This is a genomic window from Shinella sp. HY16, from assembly GCF_028534175.1.
GTDB lineage: Bacteria > Pseudomonadota > Alphaproteobacteria > Rhizobiales > Rhizobiaceae > Shinella.
This window is the reverse complement of the sequence record NZ_JAHYXL010000002.1, coordinates 315665-339820: the sequence shown is the minus strand read 5'-3', so window position 1 is coordinate 339820 and position 24156 is coordinate 315665. Positions and strand designations below refer to the sequence as shown.

The 24156-nt window shown below is 59.2% G+C and carries 25 protein-coding genes and 4 pseudogenes; 5 read left to right on the top strand and 24 right to left on the bottom strand.

Going from position 1 to position 24156, the window contains the following annotated elements; all coding sequences use genetic code 11:
- Window positions 1-13: 13 nt before the first annotated feature.
- Genes virB9 through K0P03_RS21895 form a run of 11 tightly spaced genes read right to left on the bottom strand, consistent with a single transcriptional unit; the run spans window position 14 to window position 7944 of the window.
- Window positions 14-868, bottom strand: a complete 855-nt coding sequence (gene virB9 / locus K0P03_RS21945) for a P-type conjugative transfer protein VirB9 (protein WP_272790662.1) — start codon at window positions 866-868, stop codon at window positions 14-16.
- Window positions 865-1536, bottom strand: coding sequence for a virB8 family protein (locus K0P03_RS21940; protein ID WP_050746189.1), 672 nt, complete (start codon window positions 1534-1536; stop codon window positions 865-867). Before K0P03_RS21940 ends, virB9 begins: the two co-directional genes overlap by 4 nt.
- Window positions 1537-1540: 4 nt before the next feature.
- Window positions 1541-1807 carry a hypothetical protein gene (locus K0P03_RS21935; RefSeq protein WP_082342688.1) on the bottom strand — a complete coding sequence of 89 codons (267 nt, stop codon included), beginning with the start codon at window positions 1805-1807 and terminating at the stop codon, window positions 1541-1543.
- A 32-nt stretch (window positions 1808-1839) separates the two neighbouring features.
- Window positions 1840-2775, bottom strand: coding sequence for a type IV secretion system protein (locus K0P03_RS21930; protein ID WP_272790661.1), 936 nt, complete (start codon window positions 2773-2775; stop codon window positions 1840-1842).
- A gap of 5 nt (window positions 2776-2780) precedes the next feature.
- The gene (locus K0P03_RS21925; RefSeq protein WP_023517507.1) at window positions 2781-3005 is read right to left on the bottom strand and encodes an EexN family lipoprotein; all 225 of its coding nucleotides are present in this window, start codon (window positions 3003-3005) and stop codon (window positions 2781-2783) included.
- The gene (gene virB5 / locus K0P03_RS21920; RefSeq protein WP_272790660.1) at window positions 3002-3700 is read right to left on the bottom strand and encodes a P-type DNA transfer protein VirB5; all 699 of its coding nucleotides are present in this window, start codon (window positions 3698-3700) and stop codon (window positions 3002-3004) included. Before virB5 ends, K0P03_RS21925 begins: the two co-directional genes overlap by 4 nt.
- Window positions 3700-6081, bottom strand: a complete 2382-nt coding sequence (locus tag K0P03_RS21915; protein ID WP_272790659.1) for a VirB4 family type IV secretion/conjugal transfer ATPase — start codon at window positions 6079-6081, stop codon at window positions 3700-3702. Before K0P03_RS21915 ends, virB5 begins: the two co-directional genes overlap by 1 nt.
- Entirely contained in the window at window positions 6074-6415 is a 342-nt protein-coding gene (locus K0P03_RS21910; RefSeq protein ID WP_050746186.1) for a type IV secretion system protein VirB3, read from the bottom strand. Before K0P03_RS21910 ends, K0P03_RS21915 begins: the two co-directional genes overlap by 8 nt.
- 4 nt (window positions 6416-6419) lie before the next feature.
- Window positions 6420-6719 (bottom strand): TrbC/VirB2 family protein, encoded by a 300-nt coding sequence (locus tag K0P03_RS21905; RefSeq protein WP_024270319.1) that lies wholly within the window; start codon window positions 6717-6719, stop codon window positions 6420-6422.
- On the bottom strand, window positions 6716-7402 hold the full coding sequence (locus K0P03_RS21900; protein ID WP_272790658.1) for a lytic transglycosylase domain-containing protein: 687 nt from the start codon (window positions 7400-7402) through the stop codon (window positions 6716-6718). The genes K0P03_RS21905 and K0P03_RS21900 overlap by 4 nt, the downstream gene beginning before the upstream one ends.
- Before the next feature lie 2 nt (window positions 7403-7404).
- Window positions 7405-7944 (bottom strand): hypothetical protein, encoded by a 540-nt coding sequence (locus K0P03_RS21895; protein WP_272790657.1) that lies wholly within the window; start codon window positions 7942-7944, stop codon window positions 7405-7407.
- A 96-nt stretch (window positions 7945-8040) separates the two neighbouring features.
- On the opposite strand from K0P03_RS21895, the gene K0P03_RS21890 reads away from it, so the two are divergent.
- A complete protein-coding gene (locus K0P03_RS21890) occupies window positions 8041-8403 on the top strand; it encodes a transcriptional regulator (RefSeq protein ID WP_050746182.1) in 363 nt (120 codons plus the stop codon).
- Between the two features lie 362 nt (window positions 8404-8765).
- Window positions 8766-9005 (top strand): annotated as a pseudogene (locus K0P03_RS21885) (transposase); the annotation flags it as partial.
- A gap of 207 nt (window positions 9006-9212) precedes the next feature.
- Here K0P03_RS21885 and K0P03_RS21880 read toward each other — a convergent pair.
- The 10 genes and pseudogenes from K0P03_RS21880 to K0P03_RS21835 form a co-directional block, all read right to left on the bottom strand.
- Window positions 9213-9409: pseudogene (locus K0P03_RS21880) on the bottom strand (transposase); the annotation flags it as partial.
- Window positions 9339-9518: pseudogene (locus K0P03_RS21875) on the bottom strand (IS1380 family transposase); the annotation flags it as partial. The pseudogenes K0P03_RS21875 and K0P03_RS21880, both read right to left, overlap by 71 nt.
- A 233-nt stretch (window positions 9519-9751) precedes the next feature.
- A complete protein-coding gene (locus K0P03_RS21870) occupies window positions 9752-10591 on the bottom strand; it encodes a transporter substrate-binding domain-containing protein (RefSeq protein ID WP_023517613.1) in 840 nt (279 codons plus the stop codon).
- A 32-nt stretch (window positions 10592-10623) separates the two neighbouring features.
- The gene (gene alr, locus K0P03_RS21865; RefSeq protein ID WP_272790656.1) at window positions 10624-11784 is read right to left on the bottom strand and encodes an alanine racemase; all 1161 of its coding nucleotides are present in this window, start codon (window positions 11782-11784) and stop codon (window positions 10624-10626) included.
- A complete protein-coding gene (locus K0P03_RS21860) occupies window positions 11781-12536 on the bottom strand; it encodes an ABC transporter permease (RefSeq protein ID WP_272790655.1) in 756 nt (251 codons plus the stop codon). Before K0P03_RS21860 ends, alr begins: the two co-directional genes overlap by 4 nt.
- Window positions 12537-12545: 9 nt before the next feature.
- Window positions 12546-13223: an ABC transporter permease gene (locus K0P03_RS21855; protein ID WP_272790654.1), complete on the bottom strand. Its 678-nt coding sequence runs from the start codon at window positions 13221-13223 to the stop codon at window positions 12546-12548.
- Entirely contained in the window at window positions 13220-14029 is an 810-nt protein-coding gene (locus K0P03_RS21850) for an ABC transporter ATP-binding protein (RefSeq protein WP_130518956.1), read from the bottom strand. The genes K0P03_RS21855 and K0P03_RS21850 overlap by 4 nt, the downstream gene beginning before the upstream one ends.
- A 95-nt stretch (window positions 14030-14124) precedes the next feature.
- On the bottom strand, window positions 14125-15027 hold the full coding sequence (locus K0P03_RS21845) for a helix-turn-helix domain-containing protein (RefSeq protein ID WP_272790653.1): 903 nt from the start codon (window positions 15025-15027) through the stop codon (window positions 14125-14127).
- A 591-nt stretch (window positions 15028-15618) separates the two neighbouring features.
- Window positions 15619-16824 carry an MFS transporter gene (locus tag K0P03_RS21840; RefSeq protein ID WP_272790652.1) on the bottom strand — a complete coding sequence of 402 codons (1206 nt, stop codon included), beginning with the start codon at window positions 16822-16824 and terminating at the stop codon, window positions 15619-15621.
- A gap of 126 nt (window positions 16825-16950) precedes the next feature.
- Window positions 16951-17832, bottom strand: a complete 882-nt coding sequence (locus K0P03_RS21835) for an AraC family transcriptional regulator (protein WP_130518950.1) — start codon at window positions 17830-17832, stop codon at window positions 16951-16953.
- 272 nt (window positions 17833-18104) lie between these two features.
- Here K0P03_RS21835 and K0P03_RS21830 point away from each other — a divergent pair, with 272 nt between their 5' ends.
- Window positions 18105-19091 carry a class I SAM-dependent methyltransferase gene (locus tag K0P03_RS21830; RefSeq protein ID WP_130518948.1) on the top strand — a complete coding sequence of 329 codons (987 nt, stop codon included), beginning with the start codon at window positions 18105-18107 and terminating at the stop codon, window positions 19089-19091.
- A 95-nt stretch (window positions 19092-19186) separates the two neighbouring features.
- A complete protein-coding gene (gene rctB / locus K0P03_RS21825) occupies window positions 19187-19507 on the top strand; it encodes an SMa0974 family conjugal transfer regulator (RefSeq protein WP_272790651.1) in 321 nt (106 codons plus the stop codon).
- 49 nt (window positions 19508-19556) lie between these two features.
- Here rctB and K0P03_RS21820 read toward each other — a convergent pair.
- A pseudogene (locus K0P03_RS21820) lies at window positions 19557-20528 on the bottom strand (quinone oxidoreductase family protein).
- A 69-nt stretch (window positions 20529-20597) separates the two neighbouring features.
- Between K0P03_RS21820 and K0P03_RS21815 the strand changes: the two are divergent.
- Window positions 20598-21464, top strand: a complete 867-nt coding sequence (locus tag K0P03_RS21815; protein WP_130518942.1) for a LysR family transcriptional regulator — start codon at window positions 20598-20600, stop codon at window positions 21462-21464.
- 219 nt (window positions 21465-21683) lie between these two features.
- On the opposite strand, the gene K0P03_RS21810 is transcribed toward K0P03_RS21815, so the two are convergent.
- Both K0P03_RS21810 and K0P03_RS21805 read right to left on the bottom strand, forming a co-directional pair.
- Window positions 21684-23423: a BID domain-containing T4SS effector gene (locus K0P03_RS21810; protein WP_272790650.1), complete on the bottom strand. Its 1740-nt coding sequence runs from the start codon at window positions 23421-23423 to the stop codon at window positions 21684-21686.
- Window positions 23420-24154, bottom strand: coding sequence for a zeta toxin family protein (locus tag K0P03_RS21805; RefSeq protein ID WP_272790649.1), 735 nt, complete (start codon window positions 24152-24154; stop codon window positions 23420-23422). Before K0P03_RS21805 ends, K0P03_RS21810 begins: the two co-directional genes overlap by 4 nt.
- Window positions 24155-24156: the final 2 nt, after the last annotated feature.

Here is a 24156-nt window from a genome sequence, read left to right as displayed (position 1 = left end):
AGCCTCCCCTTCCCTACTGATCGGCGCCATCGGTCTTCACGATGCGTTCGACCGACGGCGAGGTCGTGTTGGTGTCCGGATTGATGCCGACGCGGTCGTAGGCCTCGTTGAAGACGCACAGCACGTCCTTGCCCCGACGCAGGATGAACTTGCGGCTGATTGCGTGCACCATCACAAGGTTGCCATCGACGGATTTCGGAACCAGGCTCTCGGAGCCATCGGAGTTTTCCATGTAGATGGCGGGCATTTCCTGATTGCCGACGAAAGCAAAGGTCGTGACCTTGCCGTTGTCATAAACGCTCTGCGGTTCAAGGGCCTGGGCACCCTGTGCCGAATAGCGCCAGTTGCGCGGCCCATAGGCTTCATGAAGCGCAAGCACATTGTCGGCTTCCTTCGCCTGGTTCGCGAGCGCGCGGGCCGAGGCCTGCCGCCGGCGCTGTTCGGCCTCGTCACCGGGATAGCGGAACTTGACATAGAAGTAGGTGTTCTGCCCGACCTCAACGGAGCCGTCGCGGACCGTGAGCTCCATCTGATAGCTGCGCGTCGAGCCGTCCCGGCGCGTCGTCACCACGGAAATGTTCGTGACCGGCTGATGCTCGCGTGGCTTCAGGAACAGGATGTTGCCGGCCGGCGCCACCTCCCAGGCGACGCTGTTGCCGAGCGCAACATGGGCGATCTCCTCATCGGCTGCGAACTCGACCTGCACGGAGGAGCGCAGTGTGCCGATAATCCTGATGATATTATAGGGCTGGTAGTTCACGAACCTGACACGACTATCCTGTGATGCGCCGCGTGGGATATCGAGTGCAAAAGACGTGGAGGCGGACCCCATAAGGAGAGCCGCGGCGACGATGATCTTGCAATTCAATTGATAGCCTCCGGATCGGCGCGGTATTCGCTAACCGCGAAACCAAGTGGGTTCACCAGCCGGTCCGTCGATGACATCGGGGCATTGGCATAGGAATAGGTGAGGGTCGCGACCCAATGGGACGTGCGAACCTCGTCTCCTCGGGTGACGGTCCGCATGTAGCGAACCGAGATCACGTTTTGATTGATCAGTGAGATCGAGGCGATGTTGATCCTTGCCGTTGCGGCGCGGCTGTACGTGTTCTGCGGGGATTCCGGATTGCTCCCGCGATAGATGGCGGAGAACCGGGCCTGCTCGGCTTGCGTTGACAGCAGCGCGATCGTGCGGAAGTTCTCCTTTGCCTCGCTCCAGACGTAGCCTTCGCGCGCGCGAACATATTTAGCCGCGAAATATTTGGTCACGGCCTCGTCATAGGTTCCGGCCGTGGAAGTCAGCGCAGACACCACATCGACGATGCCCGTCGAATTATCAACGCGCACGACGAAGGGCTCTACGGTCTTCAACGGCGTAAGGCCAGCGACCGCGAAGACGGAAACGCCTGCGATGACGCCGGCGGCGATGGCAATCGACCAGGCGATCCGGTTCGACCGCTCGATCTGCATCATTCGATCCTGATCGAACCGCCGGGCCTTTTCGAAGTAGCTCTTGAGGTTATCTGTCGAAACCATGCCGTCACCCCGCGCAACGGCGTTGGGAGCCGTCGATATCAAGGTGGGCGAATGCGGTCGGTTCCGTGCCCTCCTCAGCATAAGGCGTGGCCGAGGTTGACGGTCGCCGATCCGACTGCTGTGACTTCAACTTGCTGTCACCTTCCCATTCCCACATCGCCCGATTCAACGGCCGGCGAGAATAGCCGTCGCATTTGGGGAGCGAATAGGTCAGCGAAGCGCACCCTCCGAGTGCAACAAGTATGGCAAGAAGTACGGTGGTCTTGATCATATGACGGGCCTTTTCTTATTATTGAGCGGCGCTCATGCACCGACGCTTCTCGAGCCGAACGCACTGCCGGCGAGGCGCGCGGCGCGGCCAACCATCCGACCTGCGGAGCGAGTCCCCTTGGCGAGCACGCCCTCATGCGCATCGCGTGCGGCGCCGTGGCCGTAGGCCAGCGACGCGCCGCCGGACGCCAGCGCGGAAGCGATCGTCGGCAGCTGGTAGAACACATACAGGGCAGCAATGCCGATGGCGCAAAGTGCGATCGGCCGCATAAGGACGTCAGTATAGGCATCGATCGCCGTGAAGGTGGAATCGAGGCAGGAGATCAGCAACGCGCCGACAGCCACGACGAGGACCTGAAGGATCGCGAAGTTGGCGAGCTGGCCAATCCAGGCCTCGGTGAAGCGCCGCGTCGACTGGAACATAGCCAGTGCGATGAAAATCGGCCCGATGGCCAGCACGATGGCAAGGGCCAGCCGAGCATAGAGCGAGACGACGTAGCCGATACCGGCGACCAGAAAACTGACACCGATCACCATCATGCCGCCGACACCCGTGACGATGTCGACCGGCCATGACGCGCGTGACCAGATGTCGGTTGCCGAAGCCTGGCCCTTGTCGAGCAGACTATCGAATGTGCTGGCGCTGGGCGTCGTGCCGGTGTTCAAAGCCTTTGCGATCTCACGCGGCAGGATATCGAAGAAGACGTTCGTGACATAGGTCTGGTACTCGCCGCCGTTTTTTACGAGCAGGACAATGATCGCGAGCTTGATCGCCCGGAAAGCAAATTCCAGAACCGGTTCCTGCACGGAGCCGCGCAGCACAAGATAACCGTACAGAATGACGTAAAGCGTCACGGCTGCCGTTAGCGGGCCGGTCACCCATTCGGCAATGTTCGACGTCCCCTCGGAGACAAACATTTCCAACGGGCGCTTGAACTGTCCGTCGATGAACTCGAACACCTGATACATGGGTTTCAGCCTCCCAACGCCTTGCGCATCTTTTCAAGGCGGAGCTTCCCGTCGGCCGCTTCCGCGTTCTGGCAATTGGCAGAGCCGCGCAGTTCGCCCGGATTGTTACGGCACTCCGCCATGATCCGGGACAGCAGTGCTTCGTCGGCGGTCAGTTGGTCGACGGAATAGGACTGCTCGGAGCAGGCCGCGAGGAGAAGGAGCACGGCAAGAAAGGGAGATCGCCTCATTGCAGCGCCGCCTTCATCGCATCCATGCGCTGGCGCCAGTCCTCGGCCTTGCGCTGTTCATCGACCTGGTTCTGCGCCTGCTGCACCATGCGCAGACCTTCCATCCGCAGCACGTCGGTCTGGAGAAACGCCTGCTCGGCCTGCAACCGCGCCTGCAGGTCGGCGATGTCCTTGGCATCGCTTGCCGTCGAAATCTTTTCACGAAGCTGGTCGATCCCGTCGATGCGCTTGGTGGCAGCGTCGTAAATCTGCTGTCCGAGGCTCATCTGACCCGCGTTTTTGTTCTGTACGCGCGCGAGTTCCTTGGCGTAGAAATCGTCGGCGTCGGTACGATAGATGGAGTTCCCTTCCAGGAACTTCGAGGCGGAGTCCTTGAACACGCCTGTTCCATCGCCCTTGAGCAGCCCCTCGATGGCGGCGAAATCCGATGGAAGCGCCTTGCGGATCGCCGGGTCGTTGAGCACGCTCGCGACGTCAGCCATGTCGGTCAGCTTGTTGAGGGAACCGTAGAGCTCTTGGGCCTGCTCGATCTGCTTGTGCAAGGCCTCCAACTGGTCATTCAAGCGCGCGATGCTCTCGATGTGTTTTAGGATTGCCGTCTGGTCAATGACCGGAATCCCCTGCCCCGACGCGCCGCCGGCGGAAAGGACAAGCACTGCCGCGAGCGCCGCGCCATGAAGTCTGTAGGATGCCATCAGCTTGCGCTCCTTCTTGCCTGGAAAACGGGAAGCCAGTCTTTTGGATCGTTGCCGACTTCACCGCGGATCGCGTCGAGCAGCTCGACATTGGCCGTACGGCCGGAGAGGATCGCGAGTTCGTCGTCGAAGCCGTTGAGATTCAGTTCGGCGACGACGCTGTTATGTCCCTGCTTCAACACAAACCGCCGGCTCTCGACGGAGAGTTCGCGGGCGATCAATTCGTATTCGCGTTCCGTGAGCTTGAACCCCTCCACATAGTCGGCACGGTTGCCGCGGGAGTTTGGCAGAAAGATCTGCGTCGGGCATTGCTCGATGATCGTGTGCGCGATCGGCGATATCAGTGCGTCGCGCAGGCTCTGCGTGGCGAACAGCATAAGCCCGTTCTGCTTGCGGATCGTCTTCAGCTTGTTCTGTGCGAGGTCGCGGAAGCCCTCGTCCTGCAATGCTTTCCAGAATTCGTCGATGACGATGATGATCCGGCGACCGTCGATCAGCTGCTCCACGCGATGAAAGAGGTACGCCATCAGCGGGGTGCGAATTTCCTCATTGTCGAGGAAGTCCGTCATGTCGTAGCCGATGAACTTACCGTTGCCTCCCAAATCGCCGAAACCGATATTCTCGATGACATTGTCGAAGACCCAGCCGAGCGGCCCGCCCCTTTCCCAGCGCCGCAGCCTCGCCGCAATCCCCTCCAGGTCCGTGTTGTTGAGGAAGGTCCGCAGGGCGCCGATCGTCCGTTGCTCTGTCGGCAGATCGGCAAGTCCGTCGACGGCGCCGGCGATATCGCGAAGTTCGGTGACGCTCAGCTCCCTCGTGCCGGACCCGACAAGCTTTCCGACCCAACGGGTCAGAAAGACCTTGTTCTCCGGTGTGAGGTCGAGGGCCTTGAGGGGAGCGCAGCCAGTGGGAGTGCCATTCTTGAGGGGGAGATAGGTGCCACCGGCGGCGCGGACATAAAGGTCCGCGCCGCGGTCCTTGTCGAAGAACACGACGTGCGGATCGTGTTTTTCGAGCTGCGACAGCATGAAGTTGACGATCACGGTTTTGCCGGCGCCGGATGGGCCGCACATTAAGGTGTTGCCGAGATCACCGTGGTGGAGGTTGAAGTAGTAGGGCGAGCCTGACGCCGTCTTGAGCAACGCGACAGCCGGTCCCCATTCGTTGCCGTCCTTCTGCCCGATGGGATAGGAGTGGAAGGGTGAAAGGGCCGCGAAGTTGCGGGAGGTTATCGCGCCGGATCGGGCGCGGTAGCGGAAGTTGCCCGGCAACTGTGCCCACCAGGCGGACTCGAGACCGAGATCCTCGCGCGCCACGACCGCCCCGCCGTTGGTCAGGCTGGCACGGGCCTTGGCGAGATTGTCCGTCAATTCCTTGACCGAGGCGGCGAAGACGGCGAGCGTCAGGTGATGCTCGCCGAGCACGAACCGGTTCGATTCCAGATCGTCCATGGCGTCATCGAGCTCGCCGATCTGCGAAGCCGCCTTGTCGCCGCTGCTGACCAACTGGTTCTGCTTGCGGCCCATGATGACCCGAGCGTCCGCCTTCGAAGCGAAGCAGAAGGATTGCGAGAGGATCAGTTCGAAGGGACTGGTCAGTACGCCATCCAGCATTCCCGTCCTGGTGCGGGCGGGATATTCCTTGATGCTCAACATGCCGGCAAAACGGCTTTCCGCCTCATGGCGGATTTCGATCGTCTCGCGTCCGATGATGACGCGGTCGGAGTAGATGGCCGAGGAAATCCGCCCCTCGGTTAACGGGACCGGCTCGCGCCGGCCGCCGACCAATTTGTGAAGCACCTCGCTCGGCTCGGAAAATAGCAGTCCATCATGATTGTAGAGAGAGAGCACGCGTGGCTCGAAGCGATTCAAGCCGGCAGTAACGTCGACGAGTTTGTCCTGAAGCTGCTTCAGCGCCTCCTCGTCCAATTCGATGCCGGCACGGCTTCGCTGCCGCAGTCGAGATAGCAGCTTCGCGGCCTTGTCCGCCGGATCGCGCGCCGGCGACCAGAGGACGGTCAGGTACAGATCGTTGCGGAACAGATCCTCGCGGACCATACGCTCGCGGTACTTTTCGTTGAGCGCGGCCGAAAAAGATGTTGCGAACGTTCCGTCCGGATAATCACGATCGCGACGCCGAATGAGATGAGTCCACAAGGCAAGCCGTTCATCCGCGATGTTGCGATAGAGCGTGTTCAGATCGCGATGCAGCGCGTTGAGGTCGAGGACATCGGCAGTCTCGAAGGACACGCCTTCCAGCGCCACCATGACCATCAGCGTACGGGAGTCGAGTGCGATCGTCGTTTCGTCGACATGTCGCACATAGGGAATAAAGGTTTCCGGCGTGAGTTCGCGCGACTTGAGCGTGGCGACGCTAGGCATATCCGAGATCCCTTTCGTCAAAGCGGCGGACGAGCTTCAGCGGCGAAAGCGTAGCTCCGCCCCAATAGCCGCCGTTCCGGGTCCGGCCGCGCGTCTCCACCCAGGCCACCAGGATCCGGAACATGTTGTGGTCGTGTTTGACCAGAGCCCGAAAGACGAAATGGAAGACGACGCCGACGAGCGCATAGGCGACCGAGCCGGCCGCGAGGTAGAAGATCGTGGTCGCCATGACGTTGATGCCCATGGCCTCCATCGTGACGCCCGCGATCATCGCCGGGCGTGTGCAAGCGATGAACAGAGTGTCTTCCTCGAGTTCGGGTCGCGGGGCGGCCATCTGGTCAGCTCCCGATGATCGTGCTGACGAGTTCTGAGGAGCCGGCGATCACGCCGATGCCGACGATCCAGTAGCCGGCGCGGCGTAGGTCCATGTAACCGAACATCCAGGCGAGCGCGATCAGGATAACGGCGATGGTGGCGAACAACCTGAAGATGTTGCCCTGCAAAAGGTCGACGACGTTCTGTAGGATCGTCTCGATGCCGGCGGCCTGCGCAAAAGCCGGTTCGACCAGCATCGCCACCACAGCGAGTGCCATCGAAGACGAGGCCGCAAATGCGCGGATACGGGAACTGAAAGTCATTCACTCTGCTCCAATTGATTGTTCTGAAACACCAGGACGGAAGAACCGCGCCGGCTGTTGAAAACGTCCCATGTGGGCGTTGAAGCGATGGCAGTAGTCTTCTGCTCGGAGTTCTCCGACGCCACTTCTGCGACCACATCGACGGGGCTGGAGCCGACAGGATCGTCATTCCCCCTCCCTTCCCCCGTATCCGTGATCGTCAGCCGGGCGATGGTAGGACCAAGCCGTTTGATTTCGCGGCGAACCTGATCGTCGTAGTTCACCATTGCGCCCACCGATGGATCGGCACGGCCATAGTAGGACTGGAGCATCACCTGCTCCGCCCTGGCAGGATCTGCGCCGGCCTTGACGGCCAGACGGTAATACCCGTCCAGCAGCGTGGCCGTGGCTTGCAGGTTCAGGCAAGGATCGAAGGCGTCGGAAATGGAGAGCTTCAGCTTTTGAAGCTCTTCGACCCCGATGCCGCCGAGACCGAGTTGAATATCGTGATGTTCGGCCACCAGCGATGTGGCGATCTCGATAGCCTTAGCCTTCGATGCCGGCTGTGTCTTGAGCGGTTGGCCGCTGTTGATGCGAATGTTGAACGGCGCGAACCGACTTTCGAGACTGACGACGCCAGCCAGTGTTTCGGACGCAACAAAGGGTGCACAGGTCTGCGCAAAGTCGACGAAAACGATGGGCATGTTTAGAACCAGACCCTCTGCTTGCCGACGCCGTCGATCGTCACATCGATGTATCGCGGTTTCTCACGGACCAGTGGGCGGTTCAGGGTGTAGGCCATGCACTGGTACCGGCCATCAATTTGCTGCCAGCGTGGCGAGATCGCGGAGCCATTGCTCCCGCCGGCATTGTCCGGGTCCCGGTGGCAAAGACTGTCGCTCACCGGCTGCATCGACGTCGACACGCAGGTTCCGTCACGCCCGGTCGGGCCATAGCCCGCTGACAGACGATAGCCGTCGTTGCAATAGTAGGGTTCGTATCGAGGGCGGGAACTTTGGAAGCCAATGCCGCTGCAGGTCGGGAAGGAACGGCCCTTTGCGAGCCATCTCCAGAGCTTCTGGATAGGCGGCCGGCACTCGGCGTATTGTGTCGGGCCACCGGGATTGGATAGGCACAGGATAACCTGGCAACCCCATTCATCGGCACGCGCACTTCGTTCGGAACTCAGATATATTGATCCGAACCCTAACGCCGCTATGACCGTTCGAAAGAAAAGGCTCTTCATGCCCCCCTACCCTCCGATTGAAATTTCGTTGAACTGGATGCGAAGAATCGTCTCGCCCTAACGTTCATACTGAACATTTATTGGATAGTTAAATCGATGGCAAGCAAATTGAGTGACCGATGGCAAACACAAGCATTGTCTGTCTTCGCGGTGCGTGAAATCCTCGACAAACCGCTAGAAGATGAGAGCGCGCAATCGCGCATCAAACAAATCGGAATGATCAACATCCTCTATATGATGCACCAGGCACATGAGAGACTAACCCTCTCAAAGATCATACAATTTACAGGAATGACGCGCGGCGGCGTCATTGAAACCATTGACTTTCTGGTCAAGCGTGGGGTCCTGACAGAGACGCTCGGGAAAAACTCCATGGGTCGAGGGACAGCCCGGCAATTTGAGTTCGCTGCTCAGGTGTTTGAGGCGATGCGTTCTGCCGCGGTGACTGAAAATGGCTGATTTTACTTATCATATTTTTTAAGATACGGCGGCTGGGGTCGACGACCCCGACTTCGGACCGAGTAACTAATTCCTGAATGGAAACCCGGTGTACGTTCCGAAATATCCGACTCAGACATTTTGCAAGCTGAAGCGCGTCTCTGTTGATTGTCAGCAGATTTCGAGCCAGGCCTTCATTTCGCTGCAACCCGCTATCAGGCCGAAATAACGCATTGTGCGCAACCGTTTAGGCGGTGAAAAATGGAGTGGTGCCAAGTGGAAACACGGATCAAACCCTGCCGAAAATCAACACCACAGAAGATTCATCGCGAGTTGGGAAACCCGCGAGCCGCAATCATCAAGGTGCCATATCACTCTAGCAGGAAGATGGTATCGGCGTTCACAGCTGGTTCTGCGATCCCAGCGCACCGTGGCAAAAAGGCGCCGTGGAGAATGCCAACAAGCACATTCGCCGTTTCATGCCCGGCGACACCAATCTGGCAACCGTATCACGGTGCGATCTCAACCAACTCGCCCGCCACCTGAACGATCAACCTCGAAGGTGCCTCGGTTGCAGGACGCCGACCGAGGTATTCATGGCTCATTTGCTAGAAGCGGGATGATCCCCTACCCTCAATACCGACATGATGCACTTAACCGCCTTAATGCATTGCGCCGGACGTTTTGGCGACGAGAGGCGAGGCTTTTGCTGGCTGCCCGCCACTACGGGCAAGTTTTTCCAGTCGCTGGAGTTTATCCGTCGCGATGGAAGGCGGGGTTTTCAGGTTGAGGTCGAGGGGTTCGTTTTTGGGGCGTCAGCGCCCCGTCGGCTATGTCACGAGCCGCGGGTGCGATCCAGGACGATGCGCAGGATGCGCTGATCGGGGCAGGATGTCGGCAAGTGCAGGCGGATCTGGGTTTTCATCTCGACCACCCGCGCGGCAATCTTGATGACCCGGGCAGCGCGGATCGTCGATGCAGCGCGCCCGACGGTCGGCCACATGTAGCCGCTTGCCCACCGCAGCCAGGGCCAGAACACCACTGTCGCACGACAGCATGCCGCCATCAAAACGCGCGACGACGGGCTTGCCGCCGACTGATGACAAACCGGGCAGCGCTAGCGTAGGATCATTCATGGCGGATGTGGTCTCCGGAAACGACACGGATCGGCTTAAGCAACCAAATCCTACGTCATTTCAACGGTTTTAACCACATCCGCCAACCCCTCATGAATTCTTCGGGTTAGGTTTACTTCTCCAGCTAGCTTCTCCAAAAAGTGTGGGCATGGATCAGTGTGTGGATAGCAGACAGAACGACCGCCTACCCTGGTTCGCCATGGCTAGGCGGCCACAGAAACAGCGATTGCGAACTATCGCGTGACCAAGTCCGCGCCAAACCATTTCAGACTGATCGCCTTCAGCGTGCCGTCCCCCGCAATAGCCTGAATGGCACCGTTGAACTTATCCGCCAAAGCCGCGTCCTCTTTTCTAAGGCCTATCCCGACCCCCGGTCCGAACAGTCCGCCCGAGATGCGCGGTCCGTAAAGATGAGCCGACCTTCCATCATTGGATTCCAAGAATGCCTTCCAAACGGAAAAATCCGCTAAGCCACCATCGATCCGACCAGCTACGAGGTCAAGATTGAGGTTGTCCTGTTTGTCGTAGGTGCGTAGCTCGACAGTATCGCCAAAATAATCTCTGACGAATGCTTCAGCGTTTGTGGAGCCTTGTACACCGATTGAACGCCCTTTCAGGTTTGCTTTCAGGTCCGCCAAGACGCGCTTGCTTGCGTCTGTCTCTGTCGTCAGATCAAGCTTCGACGTGCTCTCCACCGCCGGCAGGTCGAGGGATTTTGAAACAACGAAGTAGTTGGAGGTCAACGCATAGGGCTGCGAGAAGGAAATGACCCGCTTGCGCTTTTCGGTTATCGACATTCCTGCCATGATGGCGTCGTATTTTCCTACCGTTAGAGCGGGAATAATCCCATCCCAGGCTTGGGTCACAAACTCGCATTTGAGATTTGCCCTTGCGCACAACGCTAGGCCGACATCAACGTCATAGCCAACTGGCTGCCCGGACGCATCGACCGAGTTCCAGGGCGGGAAAGCCCCCTCCGTGGCAATTCTGATCGTCCTCACCTCCTCAGCCCGGGCCATTCCGGCCAAAAGGCCTAGAATTACAACAGCAGTTGTGAATTTCAGGATATTCATATGACTCCCCCTTCTGGGATTTCGATGCGGTCTCAGGTGTAGATCCTCGGTATGTGATCGCGCAGGCCCGCATAGATGCCGACGACATCTGTCCCCCAAAGCGCGGCAATTTCTTCCTGCGTGATGACTTCGTCGCCCTGCCTGCCGAGCAGTACGACCTTGTCACCGAAGCGGGCATCGGGAGCGTTCGAGAGATCTATTCGCACATGTTCGAGATGAGCCGGCGGCAAGAGACGGGCTCGCGTTCCGCCCACGAGCGCTTCGGCACCAGGCGGAACTTGCCTAGGCAGGCCGTCCCCCCAGCCCATGCCGAGAACACCGAGCTTCATCCCCGACCGAAAACCTGGAAGGTCCGGGATCGGGCCAAGGGACGCATCGAGGTGTTTAACGGCGACGATGGTGGTGCAAATCGTTTTTAGGGCTGGTTGCAACACGGCACGGCGAACAGGTGCATGACTTTCCGGTAGTCCAAAAAAAAGTGCACCCGGATCGACAGCGTCCATGTCCATTTCCGGATAGGCGAGGACGCCCTCCGTGCTCGACATCATGGCGACGACGGGTCGCTCTCCACACACCTCAGCCTCGGCGAGGATCGCCCGCATCCGGTGAAGTTGTATCCTCGCATCGGATGGTATTGAGGTTGGAAGTTCGCTCATGTGCGCATAGATTCCATCGACCTGCACGTCGGAATACGCGTTCGCCGCGGCAAGCAGTCGGCCCGCCTCCTGTGGCGATGCGCCCGCGCGGAAAAAGCCCAAGTCGGCCTTGATGAACACATGGGTTTTTGTCATCGCCGCGCGCCAACGCTCCAGTTCATCGATACTGGAGACGCTTACCGTGAGGTCGAGCTCTTCGATCATCATCCCTGCCGCTGGCAAGGCTCCGGGGTATAGAAGGATGCGCTGATCAGCCCCCATCCTTCGGATCGCCATGGCGTCGAGAAGCGACGCTACCGCGAACCCGTCAACCCCCTCCGCCGCCAGCATACGCGCGACCGGGCCGGCACCACATCCGTATGCATTCCGCTTCAGACAAGCGTAAATGCTGACATTCTTAGGCAGGACCGATCGAAGTTCGCGATAATTGTGCCTGATTGCCCCCAGGTCGATTTCGTACCAGCTTCCTCGCAGGAGGGCCGCCTCTGCACAACCGAGGTCATAACTTTCATTGAAAGGCGACAGGAGAGCGGTCATCGCGCCACCTTCTCGATTGCGTAACCCTCCGAAGGCGGGATGTTCTTACGGTTGTCGTTCTCTGCACGAGCGCGACTTTGGTGACTGGCGATACCTCGCTCCAACCGCCCAAAAAGATGCACGACCACGAATGTGATCCCCAGATAGATCAACGCCGCCGAAATAAAGACCTCATATGGCGAGAAGGTCTGCGCAACGATCCTTCGCGCTGTGCCCGTCAGCTCCATCATCGTGATGGTGCTGGCGAGCGAACTCGCCTTCAGCATCAACACCACTTCGTTTGCATAGGCCGGCAACGAGATACGAAAGGCGACAGGTAAAACAATCCGCCTGGTCCGAAGCGCGTAAGACATCCCCAGCGCCTTCGCCGCTTCGACCTCACCTCGCGGCACGGCACGTATGCCACCGCGCAGGATTTCGGTCGTATATGCTGCATGGTTAAGGGAAAACGCGATCAGCGCGCACCACCAAGGCTCCCGCAAGACCGGCCAGACAAAACTCGCGCGGATCCACTCGATTTGGCTCGCGCCGTAGTAGATGAGAAAAATCTGAACGAGGAGCGGTGTTCCTCGAAATGCAAACGTATAGAGCAGGACGGGGCGCGATAGCCCGGTAGACCCTGACGCGCGCATTAGCGAAAGTGGAAGTGCGATGACGAGACCAAGCAGAACGGAAGCTGCTGTGAGCTGGACGGTCAGGAGCGCCCCGTCGAGCAGAAGGGGCAGAACGTCGAGAATAAGGTACCATTCCATGTCGATTTCTCAATCTGCGACGCGGACGCCGCGATTTGCGCGCCGCTCAAGTAAAGTCAGCCCAGCCAGCGATACGGAGGTGAATGAGAGGTAGAGGCCGGCAGCGACGGTGTAGAAGGTGAGTGGATCGTGGGTTGCGCCCGCTGCAACACCGGTCTTGCGCATTAAGTCCTCAAGCCCCACTACGGAGATGAGAGCAGTGTCCTTCAGCAGCGTGAGCCAAAGGTTTCCTATGCCTGGCAATGCGTACCGCCACATCTGGGGGAAGATCACCAATCGCCACGTATGCATCTTTGACAAGCCGAGCGCATGCGCCGCTTCGATCTGACCGGTCGGCACCGCACGGATTGCTGCCCTGAAGACTTCGGTCGCGTAGGCGCCGAAGACGATAGTCAGTGCAAAGACGCCGGCAGCGAAAGCATCGACTTCGACGTAGCGGCCGAACACCGCGGTCATCGCAACCGTACCGCCAAAGTATAGAATAAGGATGATGAGGAGTTCGGGGACACCGCGAATGATCGTGGTGTAGACGTCCGCCAATCGCCTGAGGGTCTGGGAGCGGCCGAGTTTTGCCATCGCACCGCAAAGACCGACACCAATCCCCAGAACCAGACTGGTTGCTGCTACGCGCAACGTCGTGATCGCCCCGGCGGCGATCTGGTCGCCGAAACCTTGCAGCTCGATCATTGATGCAGCTCCCTTTCTTGGGCCGAGAGGAACTGCTTCAGTCGGAATGACGCAGGATTACGAAACACCGTTTCCGGTGCACCCTCCTCTTCGATCCCCCCCTGGTGGAGAAAGACAATGCGGTTCGAGACCTGCCGCGCGAAGCCGAGCTCATGCGTAACAATGAGCATTGTCCGGCCTTCATCCGCGAGCGAGCGGATTACCTTCAACACCTCGCCAACGAGTTCAGGATCCAGCGCCGATGTCGGCTCGTCGAAAAGGAGGATTTCAGGTTCCATCGCCAGAGCGCGTGCGATAGCGACGCGTTGCTGCTGGCCACCGGAAAGGTGAGCTGGATAGGCGTGCCGCTTGTCGGCAAGGCCAACTTTTGAAAGAAGTTCCTCCGCGCGTAGCCGCGCTTCGGCTTTAGCTATTCCCCGAACATGGATCGGTGCCTCAACCATGTTCTCCAGGACTGTCATGTGAGACCACAGATTGAAGCTCTGGAAGACCATCCCGAGCTTGCAACGCAACGCATTGATCTCTCGTTGCGCTACGATGCCTGAGCGTGCGTTGATATGGCGTCCGCCGACCCAGATCTCGCCTTCGCTCGGCTCTTCCAGAAAGTTCAGGCACCGAAGAAGCGTGCTTTTCCCCGATCCGCTGCTTCCGAGGATTGAGATGACGTCGCCGCGTTCCGCTGTGAAGGACACCCCTTTAATGACTTCGAGCGGACCGAAGCGCTTCTTCAACTCCACGACGCGCAGAGCAGGTCCTTGCTTCGTGGTATTGTCACGAGCGTGATCGTAATTTGATGGTTGGTTCACTAGCAATCCCTCGGCTTGTCGTCTGCCGAGGATGCGACACTGGCCCAAGTGGGGCTTGCAGCGAATTGACGTGTCTGCGAAATCTTATCGAAAAATCATTCGACTGATTTATTTAGCGACGAGCCGCGAAAATCTTGAGGTGTCGTGCCCGTCTCGCGCCGGAACGTGTTGGCGAAATGGCTTGAGCTGGAGAAGCCGCACAGGAGCGCCACTTCGGTGATCGGCATCGCGGAAAGGCGAAGGTACTCCTTTGCCCGCTCGACCCGCCGCCGGACGATGAAGGCATGGGGCGGGCATCCGAGTGTTTGCTTGAAGGCTCGGCAAAAATGCGGAATGCTCAACCCTGCGAGAGCAGCCAGCTGACCCAACGACAGATCGGAAGAAAGATCGCCATCGATTTTCTCGATGACACGGTTCAGGTTTGTCGCCGCCAACCCGCCCTTTCGGGTCGTTGCGACATATTTCTGGCGGCGGAACAGCTGCGCAAACATCGTGGCCACGTAGCTTTCCACGACCATGGTACTGAGTGGATTTTGATCTCCGATCTCCTCGCCGATACCGCGCGCGGCGTTCATAATGATCGTATCCTCGCAACCAAGGTCAGGTGAAAGGGTCGGAAGCATGCTCGTCGCCATTCGAGAAAAGACGTCGGTCACAAAGACCGGATCGATTGTGATTGAAAGGTAAGCCGCCGTGGAAGCACCTTCCTCCCATCCTTTCCAGTCACACCCGGCTGGAATGAAGAGAACGGCTCCGGGCCGGCGGGAGACGAAGCCGGTCCGTTTTTCGTCAAGGAAGTGTTCGCCACGTTCGGAGTTGCCTTTCAGGTTTAGGAGGATCAGGTGCCGATCCGACTTGACCGCGATCTCTTCCGCTTCAAGGCCAGTGCGGCGGACGAGATCAGCCTGTACGTGGCGCCAAGTCCTGTGGTCATGGACAATCGTTTGGCAACTGCCGGTCTTGAATTTGGGGGCGGGAGATGTAACCTGAACTCTCATCGGCCCCGTTCCCACTGCGAGAGGGTTAGAGATGGCTGGCCATACTTGAATGATGACGTGATCCTGAACGGGAGCGCGCTATGCTGGTCCGGAAAAAGCAGTATTTGAAGCCTGCAGGCACGTGAACACACGTTCCGCTGTTTACGTGGGTGTCGCATCGAACATCTCCGAAAGAGAGTTTGTCGCGGTACGTCCCCGCGAAACTCACTAAACCTCCCAATGATCGGGGAGTGGAAACTGTCCGTGACAGCCCTGTGGCCTTTAGCTCCGGGGAACCTGGACATACGCCACAGGCTCCCCGACCTCGAAAGGTCAAGGAGTGTGATGCTGAAACGACCAGCATCAGTCGCACGGAGGGGTTTCCAGCCCCGAGGCAGCACGTACTGCCTCACATTCAGAAATAGAGGAAGCGCATTAATTTCGCTAGAGACATGTGGTGAAAAATTGTGTGCTGGGCCGATATCCTGGCACCATAGTTGAATTGCGGCATAAATTTCTAGGCGGCAGGACCGGCCGCAAGCGGTGAGATCGTCACGCTGATCAATTGGACAACATCGGGGGCATGCTGCATGCGAAAACACTTAATTAGGGTCATCGGCCAGGATCGCGCTCCACGTCGATATTCGTTCCGTTTCTGCAAAACAGGATGAGAACCACCATGCCGAACGCAAGGATGACGGCATAGGCGAGAAATAGCGTCGACGGTTTGACATCGTCGGCGATCACCGAAACGATCGAGAAGAGGACAACACCCAAGAGAACGCCCACGCTGTGGAGCAGGCCCTTTGCGCGGCCAAGCGCGGTACTCGGGACGGCCGACTGGATCATGACTTCGACGGCAACCCTGCCGAGATTGTATAAGGCTCCCAGGATCGCGAATGCCAAGAGGGCAAAGGGCGGGTCCAGTGCTTTGATCACCGCGAAGGACACCGCACTAGACCCGAGAATGACGTATTGCAGGACCGTTAACTTCGTCGCTCGAACGAGAGGTATCAGCAGCAAAGCACCAAGGATCGATCCTGCCGACCAAGAACTCTCAAGCTGGCCGAAATCGACCGCATTTCCACCGTGTTCATCAAACACGAAACTAGGCCCGATAACGCTGATCAACATCCCTCCGGTATAGAGTAGCGCGTAGACGACACTCAGACAGAGGAACTGAGAATCGATGACCGGCGAGCTCTCCATCGCGCCCCCGGCACGCTCGGAGGGCCCTCTCTCATGCCGAACAACACGCATGATGATTGCCGAAAAGGCAAACCCAATGGAAACAGCACCGAAAGTGACCACCGAGCTTGCCCCATGCAAGAGAGCCCCAACGAGCACGGCCGCAGCGAGACTTCCAGACTGCATCAAGAAAAAGGTCATCGAGTTCGCAGTCGCCAGCGATAGTCTCGCACTGATCGACGGAATCATGGATTGGGATGCCGTCAGCGCGATCCGATCGCAGGTTGCAAAGAGTACGGCAGACAGCCCGATGGCCCACAGCACGCTTGTCACCATCAGAACCGCGCCCAACACGATAGCGGCGACAACACGGACAGTCTCCGCGATGACATAAAGAATGCGCCGATCGAAACGATCGGCCAGCCAACCGGCAAGCGGACTGGTAACGAGTTCGGTCAGACTAATAATAGTGAAGAATCCCGCGACTGCGGCGCTGCCCTGTCCGGAGACGATAAGGACCCAAGCACATGCTATGTGGTAGCCATTTCGGCCGATAGCGGATGCAAACGTGCTTGCCAAAAACCAGTTAAACGAACGCGCGTAGCGAACGCGGGGGGCGGGCGCTTCCATCGTTCTCGGTCGGGGCATATGGATACTTCACAGTTGGAGACCCATCTGCAATAGGCATCTTTAGGCCCCTTCGCTTTAAGAATCAGGCCTGGTTATCAAAATCGTGCCAAAAACTATTCAAGTGCATCAACTGCGCCATCTTCGGCGGAACTCCAGCGGCCCCGTTCCATAGACTCTCTTGAAGGCGTAGGTGAAGTGGCTGGAACTTGCGAACCCGCATTCGAACGCGACTTCTGTGGCGGAAAGCTCAGTCGTACGAAGAAGATCAACGGAGCGTTCCAATCGACGCGTTGTGACAAACGAATGCGGTGACTTTCCCGTCGACTGCTTGAAAGCACGGAAGAAGTGGCGGCGGCTTACCCCGATTTCTCCTGCCATCTCATCCAGGTTCGGCGGATTGCCGAGCCGGTTCTCGATGATGGCAACAACGCGTTTAAGGTCGAAGGGCGAAAGCCCGCCCTTTGCCGGTTCGTTCCCCAAGCCATTGAGCCGAACCATCTGGACGAAAAGCTGAATAGCTTGGCTTTCCACCATGACGACGCTGATCGGATCGGGATTTTTCAGTTCAGCCGCTATTCGCTGTAGGCAGGCCTCTATCACCGTATCTCGAAAGCCTATTGCCGGTCGCAAACACGTGACATTTTCAGCTCCGATTGCGCGATCAATGAAGGCAGTGTCGATGGAAACGAATAGATAGGACCCCGTAGTGTCGCCCTCGTCCCATCCGCTCCATTTGCTACGCGCAGGAAGGAAGGCCACGGAACCAGGCCGGCGCGGGGTGAATGCTACCCGTCGTCCTTCAACGAAGTCCTCACCCGCTCGCGCCTCGCCTTGAAGGTTGACTATAAAGGAATGCTGCTCGGCCGACACATTTGTCTCCTGGCGGGCCAGTCCGGTTCGCTTCACGATATCAGCGCGCACGGCGCCCCAATCAAGATGTTGGTGAACAAGACTGCTGTGGTCCGAGCGACGGACTTCCCCGGGGTCGAAATCACGCGTTTCCGTCAATAGCGTTCATGTCCCACATCAATAAGGTTCTGCCGCCATATAAGTTCAGCTGTAGTTGCAAACAATCCCGGGAGAACCCAAGGTTGGCCGATGATGGCACTTTTGTGAAAAAACGGCATGCCGATGAAAGCGCGTCACAAAGCACAAGCCTACCTCTTACCCGCGGCATCGCTTGAAGCTGGTCTTCATTAAGTCAGCAGAACCGTTGTGGAATTTGGTCCGCCTGGTTTGCGGAGCCGCACCCTTATGTTCATATGATTAGGTGTATTGCGATGCAGGATTTTGACGACTTCTTCAGTGAATGCGATCGTGGCCCCCGGCTTAATCAGTTGGCTGGCTTCTTTACAGAAACCGCTGCCGGGAAAAACGGCATGCCAATTCGCAAGCCAATCGTTGACACGCGGCTATTCCCCAACGACACGCTGCTTCACCGCTTTGTCGATCTCCACGCGCGCCGACAAGGGTTCTTCGACCAGCACTACCATAGCAGCATCCCGTACCGTCTTGAGGAGGAATGCCGTATGGCTCACGCCCTCTTCCGATACGCGCAGCTCAGCCCTACCGATGTACTGCTCTATAGCCTCGGGACGGCCGAAGGTACGATGGCTCGCACCCTGTCGGAATTGAGCAACGGAAAAATTCAATCGCTGTCCTGCAGCCCGAACGAGGAGAACTTCAAGTGCTTCATGGCATTCGGCGAACCATCCAATGCAAACTTCTTCCTCGGGCCATTCCACCGGCTTTCAAAGGATCACCTTCGGTCCGACGAGAAGCTTAGACACTTTGCAGACGGGTTCGATTTCATTCTGGAAGACACGACCTTCCAAATGTACTCGCCGAACCGCAATAAACAGATCGAATTCGTTGCTCACCACTTGAAGAGCGATGGAATCCTTCTCCTTCTCGAGAAATTCCGCGCGTCAAACCCGCGCGACTACCAGACGCGTGAGTCGCAAAAGGATCTCGGGTTTAAAACCCGTTTCTTCCCGGCCGAGGAGATCGAGAGAAAGACCAAAGATGTGCTGACCACAATGCACAACAGCGAGGTGACCCTGGCCGAAATGGCCAACGCGGTCTACGCCCAGTTCAAACATTGCGTCATCACCTGGAACAGCGGCAACTTCTACGGCCTTGCAGCCAGCAACAGCCAGGAAAACCTGTGGCGCTATCTGTCGTTGATGGTCGAACCCGCAATCCCGGCGGAATACGTCTACGAGCCGCAACCCTATACGGAACTTTCAAAGGCGGCGGACGGCTGACGATAACCACCACCGTCAGAACGCAATCTCTTCCTGTGTGCTTGGCGGGCGGGATCACCCCTCGTCCGGCGCTACTCTGAATGCGGAGGCCGGCCGTGAAAAAACCTGAGAACCAATTCATCGCCGAGACATTCGTTTCTGTCGCGGATGCAAAATGCGTTGTCGACCAACTCTGCGCGCGATGCTGCGCCTATTGCCTATCGATCGGCGAAGACGGCGTTGATCGGCTCCTCGCCTTTGAAGACGTCCGCGCAACCCTACGCCCCGCCGGCGGCGGCCTCCTGATGCGTGTTGAAGGCAGGAATCTGGTCCTGTTCTACGGCGTCCGCATGCTGTTGCAAGGGCAGCTCGAAACCGTCGCTACCATTGCGACCACCGCTGTCGAATGGCAGCCATTGAGGGGCAGCCGAGCCTGATCGGCGGCGGGAGGAGGCCCGACTTGTCCCGCAGTTTGCCGGCTATCGCTCAGGGCATCAAGAGGATGCTGCCGCTTGAGCGGCCAGACTCCATTCTAACATGGGCCGCGGCGACCTCGTCCAATCGGTATTTTGAGTCGACCTGCGAGACGATACCGGCTTCGATATCACGAAGGGCTGCAATTGCCGTCTCCCGGTGGCGGCCAACATCCGCGCACCAGGCCATGATGCTCGGATGCGCAAGAAACTTTCCAGGCCGCAGATTCTCGACGGCGACGGGCGGGATCGGGCCGGCGGCCTGGCCGATGGTCACCACCACGCCGAAGGGCCGGACGGAATGGATGCTCTTAAGCAGCACATCGCCGCCGATACCATCATAGACGACATCGACACCGTTCCCCTCGGTAAATGCCTTCACCCCCGAGACGAGATCGGCATCCCGACCGACGATAAGATGATTGGCGCCAGCGGCCCGCGCGAGCACAGCCTTCTCCTCAGAACCGACGGTCCCGATCACGACGGCGCCTCGCGCCTTTGCGCCGCGTGTCAGGATCGACCCGAGCCCGCCGGCGGCCGCGTGAACCAGCACCACATCTCCAGCTTTGACCATGAAGGTCTTTTCCAGAAGCATGTGCGCCGTCATGGCCTTGAGGAGAGAACTGGCGGCGGTTTTCATGGAGATGCTATCGGGTAGTTTGACGACCCGCTTGGTCTCAATGATCCTCAACGAGGCATAGGCGCCGACCGGTGGGCCGGCATAGGCCACGCGATCGCCCGCCCGGAAGTCCGAAACACCGGAACCGACCGCCTAGACAACGCCCGCCGCTTCCGCGCCGATCACCGCAGGATAGGTCGGTAAGGGGTAGATACCCTTGCGGTGATAGACATCGAGGAAATTCGTGCCGATGGCCTGGTGATGGATGAGGATTCGGCCCTCTCCCGGTTCGGAAACGGATTGCTCCCGGATTTCGAAGCGCCCATGCTCACCGGGCGAAACGAGCAATACGATTTTGTCTGTCATGAACCCATCTCCTTCTTGGAGACACTCTGCCCTGTAGCCCGCTGATCATAAATTCCCTATTCTCACCCAATGACTGGGAAAGAATTCACACAACTGAATTGGGACGATCTGCGGCATTTCATGGCGGTGGCGCAGGCAGGAACATTTCTCGGCGCAGCAAAACGTCTCGGCATCGAGCACGCAACGGTTAGGCGGCGTATTGTGGCGCTCGAAACGAGGCTCGGGCGAAAGCTTATCGATCGTCGTGGCCGAAAGATCGTCCTGACATCCGACGGTGATAAGGTTGCCGAACTCGCTGCCCCGATTGCTCTGCAGGCAGCGAGTATCGAGCAGTTGGGGCGGACCAGCTCAAGCGAACTCCAGGGCGATATCCGTATCAGCGCGCCGCCGGCGCTTTCCAACATGCTGCTTGCCAGGCCCATCGTCGACCTTCGCCGCCAACATCCGGGCATTCAGATCACTCTCGTCGGCGAAAAGCGCTTTGCCTCGCTGAACCGGCGCGAAGCGGATGTCGCCGTCCGTCTATCCCGTCCCGAGGAAGGCGAATACGCGATCATCAAAGTCGGCGCGATCAGCTTCGACTTTTATGCCGCAGAAGAATACCTGGCCTCGACGTCCCCTGAAGACTGGTCGTTCATCGGCTATGACGAGTCGATGAAGGCTGCGCCGCAGCACACCCGCCTGATTGAGTTTGCGGCGGGCCGCCCGATCGCCCTTCGCTCTTCCATGATGGAATTCCAGGCCGCGGCCGCGTTGACCGGCGGGGGTGTCGTCATGCTGCCGGATTTCGCGGTGGAGGGCATGGAAGGCCTTCAGCGCATTGAAAGCGGGTCGCCCCTGACGCGGGAGATCTGGCTCGTCGTTCACTCCGAGATCAAGGATGTCCCCGCTGTGCGCGCTGTTGTGGAGGCGCTGAAGCAGGCATTCCGCCGCTAGACAATATCATGCGCAGTACGGGCAAAAAAATGGGCCATCGGAAACCGTGGCCCATGAAGTGTGGAGATATGAACCTCCAGAGGGGAACAGCTGATGCGGCGGCAATGGGAGGAGAAAACCGCGATGTGCATCAACTGCGAGCATAATGCCCGTTTCCTGGGCGGATGAATATCATCCATTGTGCAATGCAGCTATGCAATTCTCCAGGTGCGACCAGACTTAGCGCCGCATCGTCAACTGACTTGTGCGCGAAACCTCCCGGTTTTGTCGGACGGTCTTCTCCTGCAGCACGCGCGCCTGCTCATGGACTTGTTGCAATGATGCCGCCTGTTCGCGCGTTGCGCCGAGCGATGAGGCGAGCCGCGCGACATTTCCCCCCTTCAGATCTACCTTATCTCCTGGCGATAGACGTCTGTTGATCGCAAGCGTCATCGTCTCAAGCTCACGACGAAGCGACGGTTCGCTGTTCAGGTGACGAACTTGATCCTGACCGTCACTCCTCAAGATCTCCGTCAGCTCAGGTGACGGCGCCGGTATTTCCACGCGCTGCCGCGCCTGCACCTCTCGATGCTGGGTCACGATCTGATGGCGCTCGAAATCCACTGCATGTCCGTAATCCGCGAGCGCCGCCGCAAGCTGCGGCGCATGGGCTTCGGCAGCCTCACGCGCGGGACTTGGGCCGTGCAACCAACCTTTCCCCTCCCCGGCCATGTCCCCGAGACGCCCCTCGCGGACATCCTCGCCGGCGGCCGCACCACTTCGAGCATCACGAATGCTCGCAACCGTCGATGTCACCGCTTGGCTATTGCCGAAGACGAGACGTGACAGGGTTTCGATCTCGGCGCGCTTGTCGGCGAGGCGTGCGGAACCGTGCAGCCTGTCGGCAATTTCATTCTCGGTCAGGTCGGGCAGATCCCGCCCCGGCACGAGGACATTGGAGCGTCTGGTGCTTTGATCTACATCCCACCTTGCACCCAGACTGCGCTCGTTATCAGCGATACCGCGCGCAAACTCCTCGGCCGCGCGCCGGCGCCCGGCGTCAAGCCGCTCATGCCGCGCGGCCTCCTCCATGATTTCGTCCATCATGGCCTTTGCCCGCGCCCGGTTATCGAGATCGCCGGTTCGCAGGCGCAGGTTATCCAGCATCGCGCGGAAGGGTTCACCGCGTTGGTCGACGATCGAGGCAGCGATCGCGGTGCGCTCGGCAAGCGCCATGTTCAGTTCCAGGCGCTGGCGGGTGCGGGCGACCGCCGCCGCGAAGCCGGGCTCCACGATATCCGACATGGCAGCGCTCGCGGACATGCGTCCGGATGCGACGTCATTTGCCGCCCGAGCCAGCGTTTTGCGCATGCCGGCAGTCTTCAGCCAGGAATCCACGACCTTCGCCATACGGGACAACCGGTCCGTCCGACCGAACACCTCGCGGTCGATGGCGACCTGGTTGAGCTGGACGTCGAAGTGCTCCGCCAGCCGCCGGCGCTCCCCATTCGGCGTTTCGACCGAGAGGTCGGCCGGCAGGCGATGCGCGGCCGGAAACTCCTGGTTCCCGTGCTTGTCCTGGACCATCGCGCGTGTTGCGACGATCGTACTGTCATCGGGCAAGAGGCCAAGGTCGCGGGCGGTTTCGACGAGTTTCAATACCATGTAACTCTGGGACAGCCGCCCTAGTGCATGCGCCTCGATGTTGCCAATCGGGCGGCGCTCGGCATCGCGCAACGCATTGTCGTAGAGCTCGACGAACATGCCGAGTGCGTCAGCGCGCGTCTGGAAAATCGATCGCCCGCGCCGTGATCCATCATCGCCATCCGCCTCACGCCGCTGCGCGAGCAAATGGTTGACGTCCTCTACGGCTCGTGTCCTGGCGGCCGCTATGCGGTCCTCGGGCGCATGCCGTTCCTCCATGCGGCCGAGAACATGGCTCCAATCATCAGAAAAACGCTGCAACTCGCCGCGCGTCATCGGTCTTGTCTGCTCCCGTTCGAGGGCGCCCCCGCCTCTGGGGCGCGCATCCAACCGGCCGAGCCTCGCTCATTGTCGTAGAGGATAGTGCCACCGCGCGTTCGAAGCTGGACACGGTCGACGAGGTTTTCCGTCTCGACCTTCTCGAGGCTGACGCGCAATCCGGTGACAGCGGCATCGTGAACGTGCGGCGGCGGAATGCGCGCCGCGTCGCCGGCCTGCAGCATCTCCTCGAAGCGATAGTCGTTGTCCTGCCAGCTTAGCCGTGGATTGACGGCAACCGCTCGCGCCTCGATATCGTAGCCACCGGCGCGCTCCACGCCGATGACGCGGGCGACATTCTCCGGTGTGCGCATCGTCGTCTCGAACACGATATTGACCTTCCGCTCCACGGCGGCCGCCAGCGACTTTTCCGTCCAGCGCCCGGCATCGGCCTGGGTAAACTGCGACGCGGTTTCCGCATCCTGCTTCTGGAATGCGAGGAACTGCGGATGATAGAATCGGAGATCGTCACCGACGATGCGGATCGTCGGCCCCGTTTGATCGAGTTCCGTCTGGCTTGCGATCAGAACCGCCGTCTTAACGGCCCCCGGGTGGCCGCCGAGCAGGATCATCCGCAGCCGCCCCGCCGGCTTCATCGCCTCTGGCAGATAGTCGGGAAGGATGTCCTTGCGGAAAATGCTCTCATTCCTCTCCGGCGAGAGCGGGCCGGATGCCTGATCGTCCGCCATGA

Bases quoted from the DNA above. Each gene is read 5' to 3' on its own strand.
- K0P03_RS21940 (WP_050746189.1), bottom strand. From the start codon at position 1,536: ATGGTTTCGACAGATAACCTCAAGAGCTACTTCGAAAAGGCCCGGCGG.
- K0P03_RS21935 (WP_082342688.1), bottom strand. From the start codon at position 1,807: ATGATCAAGACCACCGTACTTCTTGCCATACTTGTTGCACTCGGAGGG.
- K0P03_RS21930 (WP_272790661.1), bottom strand. From the start codon at position 2,775: ATGTATCAGGTGTTCGAGTTCATCGACGGACAGTTCAAGCGCCCGTTG.
- K0P03_RS21925 (WP_023517507.1), bottom strand. From the start codon at position 3,005: ATGAGGCGATCTCCCTTTCTTGCCGTGCTCCTTCTCCTCGCGGCCTGC.
- virB5 (WP_272790660.1), bottom strand. From the start codon at position 3,700: ATGGCATCCTACAGACTTCATGGCGCGGCGCTCGCGGCAGTGCTTGTC.
- K0P03_RS21915 (WP_272790659.1), bottom strand. From the start codon at position 6,081: ATGCCTAGCGTCGCCACGCTCAAGTCGCGCGAACTCACGCCGGAAACC.
- K0P03_RS21910 (WP_050746186.1), bottom strand. From the start codon at position 6,415: ATGGCCGCCCCGCGACCCGAACTCGAGGAAGACACTCTGTTCATCGCT.
- K0P03_RS21905 (WP_024270319.1), bottom strand. From the start codon at position 6,719: ATGACTTTCAGTTCCCGTATCCGCGCATTTGCGGCCTCGTCTTCGATG.
- K0P03_RS21900 (WP_272790658.1), bottom strand. From the start codon at position 7,402: ATGCCCATCGTTTTCGTCGACTTTGCGCAGACCTGTGCACCCTTTGTT.
- K0P03_RS21895 (WP_272790657.1), bottom strand. From the start codon at position 7,944: ATGAAGAGCCTTTTCTTTCGAACGGTCATAGCGGCGTTAGGGTTCGGA.
- K0P03_RS21890 (WP_050746182.1), top strand. From the start codon at position 8,041: ATGGCAAGCAAATTGAGTGACCGATGGCAAACACAAGCATTGTCTGTC.
- K0P03_RS21870 (WP_023517613.1), bottom strand. From the start codon at position 10,591: ATGAATATCCTGAAATTCACAACTGCTGTTGTAATTCTAGGCCTTTTG.
- alr (WP_272790656.1), bottom strand. From the start codon at position 11,784: ATGACCGCTCTCCTGTCGCCTTTCAATGAAAGTTATGACCTCGGTTGT.
- K0P03_RS21860 (WP_272790655.1), bottom strand. From the start codon at position 12,536: ATGGAATGGTACCTTATTCTCGACGTTCTGCCCCTTCTGCTCGACGGG.
- K0P03_RS21855 (WP_272790654.1), bottom strand. From the start codon at position 13,223: ATGATCGAGCTGCAAGGTTTCGGCGACCAGATCGCCGCCGGGGCGATC.
- K0P03_RS21845 (WP_272790653.1), bottom strand. From the start codon at position 15,027: ATGAGAGTTCAGGTTACATCTCCCGCCCCCAAATTCAAGACCGGCAGT.
- K0P03_RS21840 (WP_272790652.1), bottom strand. From the start codon at position 16,824: ATGGAAGCGCCCGCCCCCCGCGTTCGCTACGCGCGTTCGTTTAACTGG.
- K0P03_RS21830 (WP_130518948.1), top strand. From the start codon at position 18,105: ATGCAGGATTTTGACGACTTCTTCAGTGAATGCGATCGTGGCCCCCGG.
- K0P03_RS21815 (WP_130518942.1), top strand. From the start codon at position 20,598: ATGACTGGGAAAGAATTCACACAACTGAATTGGGACGATCTGCGGCAT.
- K0P03_RS21810 (WP_272790650.1), bottom strand. From the start codon at position 23,423: ATGACGCGCGGCGAGTTGCAGCGTTTTTCTGATGATTGGAGCCATGTT.
- K0P03_RS21805 (WP_272790649.1), bottom strand. From the start codon at position 24,154: ATGGCGGACGATCAGGCATCCGGCCCGCTCTCGCCGGAGAGGAATGAG.